The sequence below is a fragment of the Myxococcus sp. AM010 genome, assembly GCF_013372585.1.
Taxonomy (GTDB): Bacteria; Myxococcota; Myxococcia; order Myxococcales; family Myxococcaceae; genus Myxococcus; species Myxococcus vastator.
The window spans coordinates 82,686-100,886 of sequence record NZ_JABXEO010000020.1 but is presented as its reverse complement, the minus strand read 5'-3'; the positions used below and the strand labels follow the sequence as shown (position 1 = coordinate 100,886).

Annotated in this window: 16 protein-coding genes and 1 pseudogene; 10 read left to right on the top strand and 7 right to left on the bottom strand. The window is 70.0% G+C overall.

Annotated elements, in window-relative coordinates; all coding sequences use genetic code 11:
• The 4 genes and pseudogenes from HV826_RS13030 to HV826_RS13015 all read right to left on the bottom strand — a co-directional run.
• Positions 1-636, bottom strand: a pseudogene (locus tag HV826_RS13030) (ATP/GTP-binding protein); the annotation flags it as partial.
• Positions 637-905: 269 nt separating this feature from the next.
• The gene (gene rpmB / locus HV826_RS13025) at positions 906-1,097 is read right to left on the bottom strand and encodes a 50S ribosomal protein L28 (protein ID WP_163784574.1); all 192 of its coding nucleotides are present in this window, start codon (positions 1,095-1,097) and stop codon (positions 906-908) included.
• 102 nt (positions 1,098-1,199) lie between these two features.
• Positions 1,200-2,729 (bottom strand): NAD(P)-binding protein, encoded by a 1,530-nt coding sequence (locus HV826_RS13020; protein WP_176417335.1) that lies wholly within the window; start codon positions 2,727-2,729, stop codon positions 1,200-1,202.
• 72 nt (positions 2,730-2,801) lie between these two features.
• Complete coding sequence (locus tag HV826_RS13015) at positions 2,802-3,491, bottom strand: HAD family phosphatase (protein WP_176417334.1); 690 nt, start codon at positions 3,489-3,491, stop codon at positions 2,802-2,804.
• Between the two features lie 81 nt (positions 3,492-3,572).
• Here HV826_RS13015 and HV826_RS13010 point away from each other — a divergent pair, with 81 nt between their 5' ends.
• Positions 3,573-4,658 (top strand): enoyl-CoA hydratase/isomerase family protein, encoded by a 1,086-nt coding sequence (locus HV826_RS13010; protein ID WP_176417333.1) that lies wholly within the window; start codon positions 3,573-3,575, stop codon positions 4,656-4,658.
• Between the two features lie 9 nt (positions 4,659-4,667).
• Here the strand turns inward: HV826_RS13010 and HV826_RS13005 are convergent, their stop codons facing one another.
• Genes HV826_RS13005 through purM form a run of 3 tightly spaced genes read right to left on the bottom strand, consistent with a single transcriptional unit; the run spans position 4,668 to position 6,870 of the window.
• Entirely contained in the window at positions 4,668-5,165 is a 498-nt protein-coding gene (locus HV826_RS13005) for a DUF523 domain-containing protein (RefSeq protein WP_368670907.1), read from the bottom strand.
• Complete coding sequence (gene purN / locus HV826_RS13000; RefSeq protein ID WP_176417332.1) at positions 5,162-5,836, bottom strand: phosphoribosylglycinamide formyltransferase; 675 nt, start codon at positions 5,834-5,836, stop codon at positions 5,162-5,164. The genes HV826_RS13005 and purN overlap by 4 nt, the downstream gene beginning before the upstream one ends.
• Positions 5,833-6,870: a phosphoribosylformylglycinamidine cyclo-ligase gene (gene purM / locus HV826_RS12995; RefSeq protein WP_176417331.1), complete on the bottom strand. Its 1,038-nt coding sequence runs from the start codon at positions 6,868-6,870 to the stop codon at positions 5,833-5,835. Before purM ends, purN begins: the two co-directional genes overlap by 4 nt.
• A 120-nt stretch (positions 6,871-6,990) precedes the next feature.
• Between purM and HV826_RS12990 the strand changes: the two genes are divergently transcribed.
• From HV826_RS12990 to HV826_RS12950, 9 genes are all read left to right on the top strand, one after another.
• A complete protein-coding gene (locus HV826_RS12990; protein ID WP_176417330.1) occupies positions 6,991-7,641 on the top strand; it encodes a Crp/Fnr family transcriptional regulator in 651 nt (216 codons plus the stop codon).
• Between the two features lies 1 nt (position 7,642).
• Entirely contained in the window at positions 7,643-8,398 is a 756-nt protein-coding gene (locus HV826_RS12985; protein ID WP_176417329.1) for a 3',5'-cyclic-nucleotide phosphodiesterase, read from the top strand.
• A gap of 62 nt (positions 8,399-8,460) precedes the next feature.
• Positions 8,461-9,312: an acetyl-CoA carboxylase, carboxyltransferase subunit beta gene (gene accD / locus HV826_RS12980; RefSeq protein WP_176417328.1), complete on the top strand. Its 852-nt coding sequence runs from the start codon at positions 8,461-8,463 to the stop codon at positions 9,310-9,312.
• Between the two features lie 71 nt (positions 9,313-9,383).
• Complete coding sequence (locus tag HV826_RS12975; protein WP_176417327.1) at positions 9,384-10,616, top strand: folylpolyglutamate synthase/dihydrofolate synthase family protein; 1,233 nt, start codon at positions 9,384-9,386, stop codon at positions 10,614-10,616.
• A gap of 9 nt (positions 10,617-10,625) precedes the next feature.
• Positions 10,626-11,900, top strand: a complete 1,275-nt coding sequence (locus HV826_RS12970) for an alpha/beta fold hydrolase (protein ID WP_176417326.1) — start codon at positions 10,626-10,628, stop codon at positions 11,898-11,900.
• Between the two features lie 18 nt (positions 11,901-11,918).
• Complete coding sequence (locus tag HV826_RS12965) at positions 11,919-13,388, top strand: AMIN domain-containing protein (RefSeq protein WP_176417325.1); 1,470 nt, start codon at positions 11,919-11,921, stop codon at positions 13,386-13,388.
• A gap of 47 nt (positions 13,389-13,435) precedes the next feature.
• Complete coding sequence (locus HV826_RS12960) at positions 13,436-16,069, top strand: LPS-assembly protein LptD (protein ID WP_176417324.1); 2,634 nt, start codon at positions 13,436-13,438, stop codon at positions 16,067-16,069.
• A 59-nt stretch (positions 16,070-16,128) separates the two neighbouring features.
• Positions 16,129-16,479 (top strand): helix-turn-helix domain-containing protein, encoded by a 351-nt coding sequence (locus tag HV826_RS12955; RefSeq protein ID WP_002634858.1) that lies wholly within the window; start codon positions 16,129-16,131, stop codon positions 16,477-16,479.
• A gap of 159 nt (positions 16,480-16,638) precedes the next feature.
• Complete coding sequence (locus HV826_RS12950) at positions 16,639-18,177, top strand: hypothetical protein (RefSeq protein ID WP_176417323.1); 1,539 nt, start codon at positions 16,639-16,641, stop codon at positions 18,175-18,177.
• Positions 18,178-18,201: the final 24 nt, after the last annotated feature.

The window sequence follows — 18,201 nt, the reverse complement described above, 5'->3', positions numbered from 1 at the left end:
CTCCAGGCCCGCGGGCTGTGCGCCGGTGGCGGGGCGGGGCGGCGGGACGATGCGCTTGGCGCGCAGGTCCTTGATGACCAGCCGGGTGATGGCCTTGAGCGTGTCGAGCACCCCGCGGCCATTGGCGGCGGACGTCTCCAACTCCGGGACACCCCGGGGGTTGAGCTCCTTGCGGAGCTCCTCCACGGGCAGCACGCCGTCCAGGTCCCGCTTGTTCCACTGCATCACCAGCGGGAAGCGGTCCAGGCGGATGCCGTGCTCGAAGAGGTTCTCCTCCAGGTTGGCCAGGGACTCGCGGTTGGCGTCCATGGCCTCTGGCTGCGAGTCCGCCACGAACACCACGCCGTCGGCGCCCTGGAGCACCAGCTTGCGGGTGGCGTTGTAGAAGACCTGTCCCGGCACGGTGTAGAGCGCCAGTCGCACGGAGCAATCGCCCACGCGCTCCACCTTCACGGGAAGGAAGTCGAAGAAGAGCGTCCGGTCCCCCTCCGTGGCGATGGACATCATCTCGCCGCGGTGTGCGGGGCGGACCGTCTCGTAGATCTTCCTCAGCGAGGTCGTCTTCCCGGAAAGGCCCGGTCCATAGAAGACGATTTTCGCGGCCACTTCACGGGCCATCAGATTGACGCTGCTCACGGTGCCAGCTTACCTAGTCCGACTTGACACCTCGCGCCAGTTGACGACGAGACATTCACCCCAGGACCGCGAGGTTCAGCGCTGGAGGTGAGGCCAAGGCCCCAAGGCAGGCTCGCCAGGATGCGCGCCCGCAAGCCCTCCGCGACGGCTCACGCCGCTTTCCGGAAAGGGAAATGCGGCACGAACCGCACGAAACGGGATGAATCCGCTCGTGGGGGGCAGTCGCCGTGGTGAGACGCGCGTCATGCCCCCCTTCGAGCGAGAGGACCTCAAGCGGCCTTCGTTACCTTGCCCGCCTTGATGCAGCGGGTGCACGCGAGAACGCGCTGGGTGCTGCCCTGAACGCTGGCCCGAACCTTCTGGAGATTCGGCAGGGTCCGCTTCTTCGTCTTGTTGTTCGCGTGGCTGACGTTGTTACCCACCAGCGGACGCTTGCCACACAAGTCACACTTCCACGCCATGACCTCTAACTCCTTGAAAACTGGGGCGTTGGACGCCTGCCGATTAAAAGAGCGGCGGAACCTGCCAGAGAACGGCCTGGAAATCCAGCCTTAGATCCTGGATCAGCCCTTGAGCGGATCCTTCTTCTTCAACATGTCCTGCACCAGCCGCGCGGCCCGGATGCCCGAGAGCAGCTCGCCTTCCAGCCCCAGCCCGGGGAGGACCTCGCGGTTGGCGAGCAGGATGTTCTTGGCCGGCGTGCGCTGGGCCAAACCCGTGACACCCAGGAAGGCTTCCGATTCGAAGCTGAACAAGGGGTGCGGCATCAGCCGGCTGCCACGGACCCCGCCGGCGTCCAGGTAGGGGGCCGAGCGCAGCACGCGGTGCTGGGCGGTGAAGGGCATCAGCGCGTCCAGGTATTCGTCGATGCGCGTCGCCAGGCCCTGCAGGTGCTCCTCGCCCAGGTCCCGCGCCGAGGCCGGGACGAAGGCGCCGGCGCACACCACGCGCAGCCCTTCCGTCGCCTTGGCCTCCTTGCCGCCGTGCGCCTGTGTCGCGCGCGCGGGCTGGATCTGGAGCAGCACGGGGCCCAGCTCCGCGTCGCCCGTGTCCAGCAGGGCCAGCTCACCCAGGCCGCGAGGCAGCGCCGACTCCGGCACCACCCAGTTCACGGTGAAGAGCAGGGACTTGGTGTTGGACTGGTCCAGGTGCTCCAGCAGCCCGCGGTGGTGCTTCTTGTCCGTCACCAGCCGCCGCAGCGCGCCCGCGTCCGTGGCCGCCACCAGGCAGGACGCGCGGTACATCGTGTCCGAGCGCATCAGCTTCATGCCCGCGAACTTGCTGCCGTCGAAGGCCAGCTCCTCCACGATGAAGCCCGCCGGGTTGTCGCGCCCGAGCACGTCTCCACCCAGCTCCGCCACGCGGCGCGCGAGCACCTCGCGCAGGCCTTCGTGTCCGCCGGGGAAGTAGGAAGGGGTCGACAGCACCTGGGACATGGCCCGCGTCAGCGCCAGGGGCGCCTCCGGACGGTCCAGGTGGGTGACGAAGGGCAGCAGTCCCCGCACCAGGGACACCGACGCGCTGTCTCCCGTGAGCCGGGGCGGCGTCTCCAGGCCCGGATGCGCCCGGATGAGCTTCTTCAGGCCCCAGCCCTCGAAGAAGCCGTCCGGCGGCAGGGCGGGGCCCGCCTTGAAGAAGGCATCACTGGCTTCGTGCTGCGCGGCGGCGCCGGCCAGGGTGCCCAGCAGGGCTTCGCCTTCCTCGCCCAGCTCGCGCGTCACCTCGGCCTTGCGGCGGGCGGCATCACCATGGAGGTCCATGCGGCTGCGGGACATGAGGAGCTGCAGCTCCGGCGCGTGGGGCCGCAGCGTGCGCTGGACGTTGGCGTTGAGGCCCAGCTCCGTGAGGGCCTCCTCCACCGCGGGCATGGCCTTGAGCGGCGGCGCGACGAAGGGGGCGTAGGGGAGCACGTAGCCGCCGTGCTCGTAGCCCGGCCCCATTCCGTCGTGCTCCACCAGCAGGACGCGGTGGTTGCGCTTCGCCAGGAGGGCCGCCGCGAGCGCACCGCCCAGCTGACTGCCGAGCACGATGACGTCGTAGACATGCCGGGACGGCCCGGCGGGGAGCTTGAGCTTGGCAGAGGACGTCGCCATGAGGCGGGCAACACTACACAACGTGCCCGCCGCTGGCGCCCTTTTCACCACGGCGCGCCCGCGGGGGGCGGGTCAGCGGGCCTGGGCGCTGAAGAGGCGCTGCTCCAGCTCGGGCGGCAGCTGGGTGAAGTCCTGGACCACCCAGTGCGCGCCGGCCTCGCGGAGGTCGGCCTCCGGCGCGGCGGTGGTCAATCCCACCACCGTCATGCCGGCTTCGCGGGCGGACATGATGCCCAGGACAGCGTCCTCGAAGGCGAGGCACTCGGTGGGGGCCACGCCCAGCGCCTTGGCGGCGGCCAGGAAGATGTCCGGGGCGGGCTTGCCACGCGTCACCTGTTCGGCGCCGACGATGCTCGCGAAGAGGGGCCGGATGCCGAGCCCGTCCAGCACCAGCTCGCGGTTGCCCTGGGGCGCGGCGGTGGCGATGGCCGCTGGGACGTGGGCCTCCCGCAGGCGCTGGATGAAGGCCTCCGCGCCCTGGTGCAGCTTCAGGTGCGGCCGGTACAGGGTGCGGTAGTGGTGCTCCTTCTCCTCGGCGATGCGCTCCACTTCATCCGGGGCCACCGGGCGGCCGAGCAGCTGGGGGATGATCTCCTCGTTCTTCCTGCCGGCGAAGCGGCTCTGGAAGTCGCCGGCGGTCAGCGGCAAGCCCAGCTTCCGAGCGAACGAGACCCAGGCCTCGTTGTGGAACTGCATGTTGTCGACGAGGGTGCCGTCCATGTCGAAGACGACGGCACGCAGGGGCGCCAGTGCGGAGGTCATGCGTTCCCCATAGCGCGTCCGTCCCGGCGGCGGGCCAATGAATCCACCCAAAGGGGCTGCTCGCCTGATATCCCCGGCGCCATGACGGACGACCTCCTGCTCGAGACGCGTGGCGCGGTAGGCGTGGTGACCCTGAACCGGCCCAAGGCCCTGAACGCGCTGACCCTGGGCATGTGCCGCAAGCTGCACCCGGCGCTCGACGCCTGGGCGGCGGACCCGGCCATCCAGGCCGTCATCATCCGGGGCGCTGGCGGCCGGGCCTTCTGCGCGGGTGGAGACGTGCGCGCGGTGGCGCTGTCGGTGGGGGATGCGTCCGTTGAAGCGGAGGAGCGGGTGTCTCGCGAGTTCTTCCGCGCCGAGTACGGGCTGAACCACCGCATCCACTACTTGGGCAAGCCGTTCATCGCGCTGGTGGACGGCGTCTGCATGGGCGGCGGGCTCGGCCTGTCGATTCACGGCACCCACCGGGTCGTCACCGAGAAGCTGGTGCTGGCCATGCCGGAGACGGCCATTGGCCTCTTTCCGGACGTGGGCGGCGGCTGGTTCCTGCCGCGCTTCCCGGGTGAGTCGGGCACGTACCTGGGCCTCACGGGCGCCCGGTGCGACGCGGCGGACGCGATGTGGCTGGGCTACGCCACGCACCACGTGGAGTCCGCGCGGCTGGACGCGGTGCTGGACGCGCTGGTGCGCGCGCCCTGGGGCACCGGCGCGGCGAGCACCGTGGTGGACACGGTGCTGGCCGGCTTCCACGCGGACGCGGGCACGTCGCCGCTGAGCGTGCAGCACGCGGCCGTCGACCGGTGCTTCGCGGCCGAGCGCGTGGACGACATCCAGCAGGCGCTGGAGCTGGAGGGCACGCAGTGGGCCCAGGAGACGTGGGCCACGTTGCTCCACAGGTGCCCGGCCAGCTTGAAGGTGACGCTGCGCCAGCTCCGGATGGGGCGCACCCGCGGCTACGACGAGATGGCCAACGTGGAGTACCGGCTCAGCCAGACGATGACGGCGCGGCCGGACTTCCGTGAGGGCATCCGCGCGGTGCTCGTGGACAAGGACAACAAGCCGCACTGGCGGCCCACCACGCTGGCGGAGGTGACCGAAGACATGGTGGAGGCGCTCTTCGCGCCGCTGCCTCATGACACGTGGACGCTGCCGGCGCGTCGCGGGTAGGGGCTGTCGCTAAAGGTCCTCGTCGCAGAGGACGGTGATGCCGTCCGCGCGAAGCAGCGCCGTGGTGATGCCTTCGCCCGAGCGGAGCTGGCCGGACTCGTAGACCCGCTGGCTTCCGCACGACGGGCTCTTCTCCTTCAGCAGCGCCACCGTCGCGCCGAAGCGTCGGGCCGCGTCGAGCGCGAGCCGGGCGCCCCGTTGGAAGGCCTCCGTCCGGTCGATGCCCTCGGCGCGCTCGACAGCGGTGGCCCGCCCGGCCCAGACGTCCACCCCCGTGCCTCCGCGCAGGTCCACGGGCGGGCGCGGCACGGGCAGGCCCGAGGCCACCTCCGGGCACACGGGGACGACGTCCTTGTCCGCCAGCGCCGCGAGGACGCGCTCGGAGCGCTGGCAGCGGCCGTCGTACCGGCAGGCCTCGCCCAGCAGGCAGGCGCTGACCAGCACCACGCGGGCTTCCCGGAGCGCGGCGATGCGCTCGTCGCGTGAGGGCGGGGCGCGCTCGCTCACGCCGGGTCGACCGTCGCGCCGGGATTGCGAAGCGCCAGCTCGCCCACCGTGGCCCGCGCGTCCACGCGCGTGCGCGCCGCGTCCAGCGTCACCTTGCCCGTCACCGCGAGCCGCACGGCCAGCGGGTAGAGCCGGTGCTCCTCCGCGAGGATTCGCGCGCTGAGCGCCTTCTCGTCGTCTTCCGGCAGCACCGGCACGGCCGCCTGCGCGATGATGGGCCCCGTGTCGGTGCCCGCGTCCACGAAGTGCACCGTGCACCCTGCCACCTTCACGCCGCGCTCCAGCGCCTGTCGCGGCGCATGCAGGCCCGGGAAGGCGGGCAGCAGCGACGGGTGGATGTTCAGCACCCGCCCCGCGTAGTGGCCCAGGAAGTCCGCGCTCAACAAGCGCATGAACCCCGCAAGGCACACCCACTCCACGTTCGCCCCGCGCAGCGCGTCCAGCAGGGCCTTCTCGAAGTCCGCCTTCGTCGCGTGGGCCTTGTGGTCCACCACCGTGGCCGTCACCCCCGCCTTTCGCGCCCGCTCCAGGGCGAAGGCGGTGGGGACGTTGGACACCACGCAGGCCACCTCGGCGGGGAAGTCCGCGCGCGCGCACACATCCAGCAGCGCCTGCAGATTGCTCCCGCTGCCGGACACGAGCACGCCCAGGCGGACCCGCTGGCCGCTCATGGGTCGATGACCGCCGTGGCCTCGCCCTGGCCCGCCTCCACGCGACCGACCTCGAAGGCCCGCGCGCCCCGGCCGCTCAGCACGCTCAGCGCCTGGGCGACGTCCTCCTTCGCCACGACGAGGATGAGCCCCAGGCCCATGTTGAACGTGCTGAACATCTCGTCGCGGGCCACGCTGCCCAGCTTCGCGATGAGGTCGAAGATGGGCGGCTTGGGCCACGTCTGCTCGCTCAGCACCGCGCGCGTGCCGTCCGGCAGGCAGCGGGGCAGGTTGCCCGGGATGCCGCTGCCGGTGATGTGCGCCAGGCCCTTCACCTTCACGGCCTGGAGCAGCGCCAGGACGTCCTTCACGTAGATGCGCGTGGGCTCCAGCAGCGCGTCCACCAGCGGCCGGTCCAGGCCCTCGGGCGTCGCGTCCAGGGCCAGCTTCCCGTCGTCCAGCAGCACCTTGCGCGCCAGCGAATAGCCGTTGCTGTGCAGGCCGGAGGAGGGGAGCCCGATGAGCGCGTCACCCGGCTTCACGCTCTTGCCATCGATGATGGCGGCGCGCTCCACCACGCCCACGCAGAAGCCCGCGAGGTCGTATTCGCCACGCGCGTAGAAGCCCGGCATCTCCGCCGTCTCGCCGCCCAGCAGGGCGCAGCCGGCCTGCTCGCAGCCCAGGGCGATGCCCTTCACCACCTCGGCGGCGTCGTCGACCTCCAGGCGCCCGGTGGCGAAGTAGTCGAGGAAGAAGAGGGGCTCGGCGCCGCAGGTGAGGATGTCGTTCACCGACATGGCCACCAGGTCGATGCCCACCGTCCCATGGCGTCCGGCGGCGAAGGCCACCTTCAGCTTGGTGCCCACCCCGTCCGTGCCGGCCACCAGCACCGGCTGCTGGTACTTGCCTGGCGGCAGGGCGAACAGACCGCCAAATCCACCGACTCCGCCCATGACTTCAGGGCGCAGGGTGCGCGCGGCATGGGGCTTGATGCGCTCGACGAACGCGTCGCCGGCCTCGATGTCTACTCCGGACTGCTTGTAGGTCGTTCCCACGGGCGGCCTTCTACCCGGCCCCCGCGCCGGTGTCTCGCGTGGCGTGGCGGGTGTCCCACCGTCGCGCACAGAAAAGGGAATTTGACCCGGCGAGTGTGGGCTGATTGACTCCTTTGCAGGATGGGCGCTGAGGAAACCCTCTTTCAACGTTTCGGTAAGGAGTTCCCCCAGGGCACCGAGCTCTTCCATGAGGGAGAGGCCGGCAAGGAGATGTTTGTCATCCAAGCGGGACGGGTGGCCATCTCCAAGCGAGTCCGCGACGTCGAGAAGGTCCTCGCCGTCCTGGGGCCCGGTGAATTCTTCGGGGAGATGGCCATCATCTCCAACAAGCCGCGCAATGCCTCGGCCACGGTCAACGAGGACGCGAGGCTGCTGGTCATCGACCCCAAGACGTTCGAGGGGATGATCCGCGGCAACGCGGAGATCGCCGTCCGGATGATCAAGAAGCTGGCGGAGCGCCTCTCCGAGGCGGACGCCCAACTCGAGAACCTGCTGCACAACGACCCGGCCAGCCGGGTGGTGCACCGGATTCTCCAGGCCTGCCAGCACCGGGGCCGGCCCCTGGACGAGGGCGTGGAGATCGACTTCGCGGTGCGGGAGCTGCCGCGCCAGATTGGCGTGGGCGAGCCCGCGGTCCGCGCCATCGTGGACCGGCTGGAGCGTTCCGGCCTGGTCGAGCGGGACGGGGACCGGATGACCGTGCCGGACACGGCCGGGCTGCACGACTTCCTCCAATACCTGGAGATGAAGTGGAAGTTCGGAGACCTCTAGCGTGAAGCTGCGAGTCCTCGGCTGCCACGGCGGCGAGCTACCCACCTGCAAGAGCACCTGCTTCCTCGTCGATGACGTGCTGGCGCTCGATGCGGGGGCGCTCACGGGGACGCTGTCGCTGGACGAGCTGTGCCGCGTGGACCACGTCCTGGTGGGGCACAGCCACTTCGACCATGTGAAGGACCTGCCGTTGATGGCGGACCTGGTCATCGGCCGGCGCGACACCCCGGTCACCATCCACGCCTCGCGCGAGTGCGCCCGGGCCCTGCGCGACAACATGTTCAACAACGCGCTCTGGCCGGACTTCACCCGCATCCCGACGAAGCGCCAGCCCGTGCTGCAGATCAAGACGTTCCGGGCCGGGAGCAGCTTCCAGGTGGGCCCCTACACCGTGCGCAGCGTGCCGGTGAGCCACCCCGTGGAGTCGTGTGGCTTCATCATCTCCAACGGCAAGAGCGCCCTGGCGATGAGCGGCGACACCGGCCCCACGGACAAGCTGTGGAAGGCGCTGAACGAGACGAAGAACCTCAAGGCGCTGCTGCTGGAGACGTCCTTCCCCAACAAGCTCCAGTCGCTGGCCGACATCTCCGGCCACCTCACGCCACACACGCTGGGCCTGGAACTCCAGAAGTTCGAGCGCAACGGCGCCTCGGTGCTGCTGTACCACCTCAAGCCCGCCTTCGTGTCGCAGCTCAAGAAGGAGCTGGCCGAGCTGCCGGTGGACGTGCTGGAGCTGGGCGATATCTTCGAGCTGTAGACGCGTCGCGCCATACGGAGGGGTTGACGGCCGAAAGCGACCGGATTAACCCCGCCCACCTCATGGCCTGGTTTTCGAAGAAGCCGCGCATCGCCGTCGACACCGAACCGCAAGCCGAGCCCCGCCCGTCCCGCATGGAGGGCCTGTGGGCGAAGTGCGAGACGTGCGACGAGATCATCTACCGCCAGGAGCTGGAGAAGAACTGGATGGTGTGTCCGCACTGCGAGCACCACCACTACTGGGCGGCGCGCGCGCGGCTGGCGGCGACGCTGGACCCCGACAGCTTCGAGGAGTTCGACAAGGAACTGGAGCCGCAGGACCCGCTCGGGTTCAGTGATTCGAAGAAGTACAAGGACCGGCTCAAGTCCTCCCGGAAGAACCTGGGCGAGCCGGATGCCTTCATCTCCGGCGTGGGCCGCATCCAGGGCCACCAGGTGTCGGTGGGTTGCTTCGTCTTTGAGTTCATGGGCGGCTCCATGGGCTCGGTGGTGGGTGAGAAGGTGGCCCGCGTCTTCGAGCGCGCGCACGAGCTGAAGTGCTCCGCCATCGTCTTCTCCGCGTCGGGCGGCGCGCGCATGCAGGAGGGCATCTTCTCCCTCATGCAGATGGCCAAGACGTCGGCGGCCATCGCCCGCTTCCGCACCGGCACGCGGCCGTACATCTCCGTGCTGCTCAACCCCACCACCGGCGGCGTCGCCGCGTCCTTCTCGTGGCTGGGCGACGTCATCCTCGCCGAGCCCAAGGCCCTCATCGGGTTCGCCGGTCCGCGCGTCATCGAGCAGACCATCCGCCAGAAGCTGCCGGAGGGCTTCCAGCGCTCCGAGTTCCTGCTGGACCACGGGATGATCGACGCCATCATCCACCGCAAGGACCTGCGGGCGAAGCTGGGGCAGATCCTGGGGCTGCTGGGCTGAGCCCGCCCCGGACACCGGAGGAGGCGCTGGCCTTCTTCACGAAGCTCAACCCCTCCGGCATCAAGCTGGGGTTGGAGCGCGTGCAGGAGGCCCTGGCCGCCCTGGGACATCCGGAGCGGCGGTATCCGGCGCTCCACGTCGCCGGGACGAACGGGAAGGGCAGCACCTGTGCGATGACCGCGGCGGCGCTTCATGCCGCCGGGCACCGCGTGGGCCTCTACACGTCTCCGCATCTGGTGCGCGTCAACGAGCGCATCCGCGTGGACAGCGAGGACATCTCCGACGCGGACCTCGGTCTGCGCATCCTGGAGGTATTGGAGCGCTACCCCAGCGCCGTGTCCTCGCCCATGACGTACTTCGAGTTCGGCACCGTGGTGGCCCTGTGGCACTTCGCCCAGGTCCGCGTGGACGTGGCCGTGCTGGAGACGGGCCTGGGCGGCCGGCTGGACGCCACCACCGCCGCCAGCCCGGTGGTGACGGCGATTACCCCCGTGTCCTTCGACCACATGGAGTACCTGGGCGACACGCTGGCGGCCATCGCCGGCGAGAAGGCGGGCATCCTCAAGCCCGGGGTGCCGTGTGTCGTCGCGCGGCAGGCTCCGGAGGCCCTGGAGGCCATCCTCCGCAAGGCCGAGGAGGTCGGGGCGCCGGTGCGGCTGGAGGGGCGTGACTTCGCCGGCGAGCGTCAGCCCGACGGCGGCCTGTCGTACCGCGGGGCGGCCTGGTCCCTGGAGGGGCTGTCCGTCGCGCTGCGGGGGCCCCATCAACGGCAGAACGCGGTGGTGGCGCTCGCCTGCCTGGAGGCCTTGCAGGAGCGCCGCGTCACCGTGCCGCCCGAGGCCGCGCGCGCGGGCCTGGCGTCGGCGTGCTGGCCGGGGCGATTGGAGGAGGTGGGGCAGCAGCCCGTCCTCCTGCTGGACGGCGCGCACAACCCAGCGGGCGTGGAGGTGCTGCTCGCGTCGCTGGGTGACCTCTACCCGGGGCGTCGCATCCACCTCGTCTTCGGCGTGGTGGGGGACAAGGACCGGGGACCGATGCTGCGAGCGCTGCTTCCCGAGTGCGCCTCGGTGCAGCTCACGCCTCTGGAGACGCCTCGCTCGCTGCCTCCCGAGGCCTACCTGGCGGAGGCGCGCGCGTTGTGCGCGGACGTGACTGCCTGGCCGGACGCGGACGCGGCCCTCGCCGCGGCGCGCGAGCGGGCAGCCGCGGATGACCTCGTCCTTTGTACAGGTTCACTGTTCCTTGTCGGGATGATGAAGGCTCGCCTGTATCGAAACCTTGGCGCGATGCATCAGCCGCCGTAGATTCTAGGCATGCGCCTGCCGGACTGGAGAGCCGCCGCGACATCGGGGCCGCCCATCCCCTCCATCGACGAAGTCGACTTCAGGGCGCTTTACTCGAAGACGAAGTACGTCGTGGAGACGGCGGACGGCTGGTCGCTGGTCATCACCCGCTACCGTCCGGTGAAGCAGCCTTTCGCGCAACCGTTGTTTGGTGAGCCCCTGCTGCTGGTGCACGGTTTCTCACAGAACCGGCACACCTGGACCAGCGGGCAGTTCGTCAAGAACCTGCTCTTCTTCGGGGTGGACATCCACATCCTGGAGCTGCGGGGCCACGGCAAGAGCTCCATCGCGTTCCAGAAGGAGCGGGCCGACCGCTTCAAGCGCCCCCTGCCGCCGGACATCGACTACGGCTGGGACATCGACAGCTACTTCCTCTACGACCTGCCAGCGGCGGTCTCCGGCGTGAAGCGCATCACCCGGCGCGAGCGCATCTTCTACTGCGGCCACTCCATGGGCGGGATGCTGGGCTACGGCTACGCCGGCATCCACAACGACTTCGAGGGCCTCATCACCATCGGCTCTCCGGCGGACCTGGGCCGCGGCTTCATGCTGCTGCGCCTGGTGGCGCACGGCGCGCCCCTGCTGGCCGGGATGATCGACCTGACGCTCGCCAGCCTCAACGTGAGCGGCAAGGTGGAGGGGGCGGGGCGCTCGCTGCTCGCGCGGGGCGTGGGCGTGTTGAACAAGGGCCTGGGCCGCCGGCTGAAGCCGCGGGTGCGGCGGACGCTGCGCTTCGACGCGGTGCCGGTGGACATCATCCTCAAGTCGCTGGAGCGCCAGCTCGCGAAGGCGGAAGACTCGCCGCTGTATCAACAGCTCACCACGCGGCTCAACCGTCTCATCAATCCGGAGCGGGTGAGCGCGGATGACATCCGCTGGTTGCTCCGCGAAGGTGGAGAGCGGGAGCCGCGCCGGGTGCTGGAGCAGTTCGCGCGGTGGATTCGCCGGGGAGAGATGGTCTGCTACCGCACCGGCTTCGACTTCAAGCGGGGCTTCGGTCGCATCGAGGTTCCCATGGCCATCATCTTCGGGGACCTGGACCCGCTGGCCTCGCTGGAGTCGACGCGCAGCGTGTATCGCGCCGCGAAGAGTGAGTACCTGCTCTGGCGCCCGGTGAAGGGCAACAGCCACATCGAGCTGACGATGGGGCACGACATTCGGCAGATCTGCTACGACATCAAGAACCTCATCGAGTACGCGCGGACCCACCGGTATCGCTCGCCGAGCCTTCCGCGGCTCCGCTAGACGCGTCTGGATGGAAAGTTGGAGGCACGTTGGTGCGTGATAGCCTCCACGCTCTTTTGTCAACGTGAAGGGGTGTGGTCGATGAAGCTGTTTGCCGCGTGGCTGCTCGGTGTGGTGCTCGTGCCCTTCTTGGCGCTCGCGCAGGCTCCGGCCACGAACCTGAACACCATCACCGCGGTGCAGGTGAATGGTGGGACGGTGACCATCTCCGGCTCGCAGAAGGCCAACTTCACCACGTTCACCATGACGGACCCGCCGCGGCTCGTCATCGACATCTCCGAGGCCGTCTTCACCGACGTTCCCGAGGAGATCCAGGTGGGCAACGGCACGGTGACGGCCATCCGCACCGCCAGCTATGGCTCCGAGGCGTCCTCCATCGCGCGCGTGCTCATCGGCTACGAGCGCGAGGTGGAGGCGGACATCCAGGCCAATGGCAACCAGCTCGTCGTCCGCGTCGCGGGCGGCGGAGGTCAGGCCGTGGCGCAGGCGCCGGACACCGAGCAGCCCCAGGCGGGGAGCGGCGCCGCGGAGGCCGCCGCTGCCGCCGCGGCGGAGCGTCAGGCCCAGGAGCAGGCCGCCGCGGAGGCCGCCGCCGCGGCTCGCGCCGAGCGTGAGGCCCAGGCGCAGGCTTCCGCCGAAGCCGCCGCCGCCGCGAAGCGTGACGCGGAGGCGGAGGCGAATCGTCAGGAGGAAGCGCGGGCCGCCGCTCAGCGTCAGCAGGAGGAGCAGGCTCGGGCCGAGGCGGACCGCAAGCGCCAGGAGGAGGCTTCGCGTGCCTCCGCGCAGGCCTCCGCCGACGAGCAGCGGCGCCAGGAAGAGGCCGCTGCGGCGGAGCGCAAGCGCCAGGAGGAGGCCGCGCGCGCGTCCGCGCAGGCCTCCGCCGCCGACGAGCGCCGGGCCCAGCAGCAGGCCGCCGCCGAGGAGCTGGAGCGTCGCAAGGCGGCGGCCCGGGCCGAGGCCGAGCAGCGGCAGGTCGCTCAGCAGTCCGCCGCCGAGGAGCGTCGTGCCGCCGCGCGGGCCGCTGCGGCGGAGCGCCGCGCTCAGCAGGAGGCCGCCGCCGAGGAGCGCCGTCAGCGTCAGGCCGAGGCGCGTGCGTCCCGGGAGCGCCGCCAGCAGCAGGCGGTGGAGCCGTCCCGGCCGAGCAGCTCCGGCGCGGTGTCCTCGCGCCGCAAGACGCTGACGCTGGTGGGCTTCCAGCAGCAGCCGGGGGCCTCGCGTGTGTTCATCCGCACCAATGAGCCGGTCAGCTACTCCGTGTCGGAGCAGGGCCGCTCCGTGGTGCTGGAGCTGGAGAACACCCGCGTGGACGCCAGCAACAACACGCTGCCGCTGGACACGTCCTTCTTCGCGACGCCGGTGAGCCGGGTGGACCCGAGCGCGTCCGGGCGGGATGTGCGCATCACCATCGAGCTCCGGCAGTCCGCGCCGTTCGAGGCCCGCCAGGAGGGCAACGTCATTTCATTGGACTTCCAGCGCACAGGCCGGTGAAAAGGGCGGGCCGCTCGGCCTGGGCGCGGCATACCCTGCACCCCTGAATGAGCTTCCTCGTTCCGCTCGCCGCCGCGCTGCTGGTCTCCACGTCGCAGGTGCCGCTCACCACCCCGTTGGCGCTGCCCAACGGTGAGCAGGCGCAGCTGGCCGCGGACCTGGTCGTCTATGAAGCGGACACGAAGGTCGTCACCGCGCGCGGCAACGCCGTGCTGCGCACGGAGACGATGCAGCTTCGCGCCGACGAGGTGACGTACGACGAGGTGAACCAGTTCGTCACCGCCTCGGGCGGCGTGATGTTCGTGGGCCCCAGCGGCCTGGCCGCGGTCGCCGACACCGTGAAGATGGATGTGCGCACCTCCGAGGCGAACCTCGAGGGCGGCCTCTTCATGCAGAAGCAGGGCGTCACCCAGGAGGCCCTGTACACGGCGAAGACGCCCCAGGAGCTGCGGGCCATGGGGGAGACGCCCCTGCTCATGAGCGGCTCGCGCATCCGCCGGACGGGAGAGAACACCTTCCTCGTGGAGGACCTGGCCTTCACGCCGTGCAACTGCAGCCCGGGGGAGCCCGGCTGGCGCATGGAGGCCTCGTCGGCCACCGTCGTCCTGGGCGAGCGCGCCACGATGACGCTGCCCGTGGTGTACGTGAAGTCCGTGCCCGTGTTCGCGCTGCCGTGGCTCTACATGCCGCTGTCACAGCGGCGCACCGGCCTGCTGCTCCCCAAGCCCACCTTCTCCGCGCTCAACGGCTTCTCCCTGGAGCAGCCCCTCTTCATCACGCTGGGGCAGAGCTACGACGTGACGCTCACGCCGGGGTACTTCAGCGGCGGCTACGAACTGCACGAGGGCGTACCGGGTGCCCCCGGGCCGGTTCGGGAGCCGCGCTACCTGGGCGTGAAGGGGCCGCGCCTGCTCACCGAGTTCCGCTATGCGCCCAGCGAGCGGACCCGGGGGCGGGCCACGCTGGGGTTCCTCTACGACCTCCGGCCCATCCGGGATCCGCGCAGCTTCCTGTTCTACCGGCGGACGGTGGACGGTGTTGAAACAGCCGAGTTCGTCAATGAGCGACGAGGACTCCGGGGCGAGGCATCCTGGCAGCACACCCAGGACATGGGGGGCGGATGGCACAACCGGGTCGACGCCTCGTTCGTCTCGGACGGCAACTACACCCGCGACCTCACGGCGGACCTCGTCACCCGCGAGTTCACCTACCTGCGCAGCACGGGCACGGTGTTCCAGCGCCAGGACGACCTCTACGCGGGGCTCGACGTGGCGCTGCGCCAGGACATCCGGTGGGGGTATCGCTTCTTCCAGGACAACCGCGTCCCGGCGGCCACGGACCCGGCGCGCCCGGACCTGAAGGGCCCCACCACGTTCCAACGGCTGCCGGCCATCACCCTGGCCCTGCCGGAGCGGCCCGTGCTTGGCGGAATCATGGGGGGCCTGTCGGTGAAGTACCTGCGGCTCGCGCCCCTGCGAGGCGGGTACGGCGACGAGGGCATCGACGGCCTCTTCCAGCCCGACGGGCGCTATGTCCCGGTCGGCTCCGATGCGCGTGACGTGGACCCCTCGCAGTCCGACGGCATCTTCAACTCGAACGACCGTGAAGCTCGCGACCGGGTGGACTTCTTCCCCCGCCTGTCCACGTCCTTCGGCCTGGGCAGTCTGATGCGCGTGTCGCCGTCGCTGGGCCTGCGCCAGGACGTGTGGCTGGGCGAGGTGTCGGGCCGGACGTGGCAGCGGGGCTATCCCATCGCCGGGCTGCTGCTCGAAAGCCAGGTGGCGCGCGTCTTCGAGGGCCGTGAGACGAGCTTCCGTCATGCCATCACCCCCTCGCTGGAGCTGCGCTACGTGCCGGGCGGGTGGGGCCGTCTCCCCTCGGTTGGGACCTCCGGGGAAGACCTGGCCCGCCCCTATGACGAAGTGGACGCCGCGGTGCCGTTCCAGGCCGACGGCCGCACCCAGGGCTTCCTCCACGCGGTGCTCGCCGTGGACCAGACGCTGCGCTTCAAGCGCGGCAACGACATCCGCGAGCCGCTGCGCCTGCGCATCGGACAAGGCTTCGACCTCACCCGGCACGTGCCCGCAGCGGGGAAGGTGGACGACCCGGGGCCCGTGCTGCGCGACACCTTCGCCCGCCTCAGCGCCACCGCCGGAATCCTCACGGCCGCGGGCACCGTTCGCTATGACCCCAACGCGGGCCGCATCTCCGGGCTCTCCGCGGAGGTGAATGTCGACAATGGCAAGGGGCACGCCGTGTACGCGCGCTTCGATGACCTGCTGTGGGCTGGTGGCGCCGCGCTCAACATGGGGGTGGATCCTCGCTCCGTGGGCCCTGATGTGCTTCGCCGCTCGCTGGATACCCTGGTAGGCGGACTATCCCGAGTAGAACCCGGCTTCCCTCCGGCCGAACGGGCTCAAGCCCTCATCGCGGGTACGCGTTTGAAGCTCGGATTTGGGCTGGGAGTGCGGTACGAAGCAATTGTGCAGCCGCTTTACCAGGATTCAAAAACTCAAGAAAACCGCCCTCTGGCTCAGCAGACGTTCGGCCTCTCGTATGGGCCTGCATGCGACTGCTGGCGGGTAGAGGGGGTGGTGACGCTGCGACGGGAGCTGGGGCTGGAATTCTCCGGCATCAACCTCATCGTGGCGGATTTCGGATCCTTTGGTTCCGGAGGCTAGGAATCACCAGCAGTGGGTGGTGGTTCCTCCAACCCCGAAACAGCCAGGAGAAGTACTTCGTGTCGGACCTCGGAAAACGAATTGGGCAGCGCATCCGCGAGCTTCGGACACAGCGGCCGGAGCGATGGACGCAGGAAGAGCTCGCGGAGCGGGCGCAGATCAGCGTGTCGTTCCTTTCCATGATCGAGCGCGGCGAGCGTGTCCCCCATGTGGAGACGCTGGCGGCCCTCGCCAACGCGCTGGGCGTGAGCCTGGGCGAGCTCTTCACGGGAACGGAGCAGACCCTTGCTCAGACGGAGGACCTCCTGCGGCCCCTGTCTGACTTCGCGCGCGCCCGTGGCCTCACCGCCCGGGACGTGGACCGTCTCCTGGGCGTGGCCCGGGTGATGTTCAGCGGCACCGCCGCCTGAAGTGACCCCAGGGATTCCAGGCCCTGGACGCAAGAGGGCTCCGGTCCACCTGTCCTGTCCTTGACTGGACGGTAGGTGGCCCGGGAAGATGCGGAAGATGCGCTGTGCGCTGCTCGCGTACAGCCCGCTTCCTTCATCGCCTTCAAGGAGTTTCCCCTGATGCGTCCGGGTCTGGCCCCGTGGGTGGCCTTCGCGAGCCTGCTGTTCGTTGCATGCTCGCCGTCGGCCCCCGCCACACTTGAATTCGTGGACCAGTCACCGGCTCAGCCGCGACTGGGAGAAATCACCACGCTGCGCTTCCGCGCGGTGGACTCCCGAGGCCAGCCGCAGGCGGGTACGCCGGTGTCCTTCACGCTGGAGTCCCCCGTTCCGGGCATCGAGCTGTCGCCCACCGAGGGTGTCACCAACACGGGTGACGGCATCGTGTCCGTGCAGATGACGGCGCGCGGCGGCCGGGTGGCCTCCGCCGTGGTCATCGCCACCGCTGGCACCGGCGCCGAGATGAAGCGGGCCGTCTCGCCGGTGGTCAGCTTCGCGGGCACCAACTCGAACTCCCGCCAGTTCACCTTCCAGTGCGGCTCGTTCTCCGGCAACGGCTCCGGTCTGCACCACGCCGTGGGCGCCTGGGACGAGACGCGCAGCCTCATCGCGGGCGTGAAGGTCAACTGCATCGCCCACGTGGGAGATCGCAACGGTGACGGCGTGGTGGGCGCGCAGGTGTCCTTCCTCACGGAGGCGGGCACCATCGGTCCCAGCGCCGTGTCCGTCACGGACGTGGTGGGCAACGCGGAGGTCCTCTACAAGACGTCCCTGCCGCTGCCGCAGGACGTGGAGCCGGGCATCTTCACCTGGAACCCGCTGGTGGACGCGACCCACACGGGCGAGTACCTGGCGCCGCTGTGGATGCACCCCTTCCTCTGGGACGAGAACCCCATTGCCGTCTACGGCAACGCCCCGCAGCCCCAGCAGGACCGCCCGGAGCCGCGCCGTCCGGACCCCATCCGCCCCGGCATCGTCCTCAACCCGCGTGACAACCTGGTCTCGCTGATCGCCATCACCAGCGGTGAGGAGGCCTTCGACGACCTCAACAACAACGGCGTCTGGGACACGGGCGAGCCGTTCACGGACCTGACCGAGCCCTTCGTCGACAACAACGACAACGGCACGTGGGACCCGGGCGAGCGCTACGTGGACACCAACGGCGACGGCCGCTGGACGGGCAAGAACGGCGAGCACGACGCCAGCACGCTCATCTGGGTCCAGGAGCGCATCCTCTGGACGGGCATGCCGCACGGGCTGGACAAGGACCAGACGCAGCGGCAGATCAGCCCGCCGCCCAACGCGCCGCCGCCGCTCATCAGCCACTACGGTGGCCTCGCGATTTCGTTCATCGTCTCCGACCCCTGGTACAACCGCATGGCCCAGAACGGCGACGATGACGGTTGCGATGGCGGCGGCACCGGCCCCGTCAATGTGTCTCCGGCCGGCACGGGCATCGCGCTGACCTACCCGTCCTTCAACTTCGAGACGTACGTGGTCAGCGATGCGCACGAGCCGCCCGCCGAAGGCCCGCCGCCGCCGCTCTTCGTCCCCCCGGCGGAGTGGACGGTGTCGCCCATCTGCAAGTACACGGCGGCGCTGCTGGAGGGCCACGAGGCCGTCGTCCAGGGGCCCACCGTCAGAGGCACGGTGGAGTAGCCGCCGCCGTTTCTCCGGGCGGGC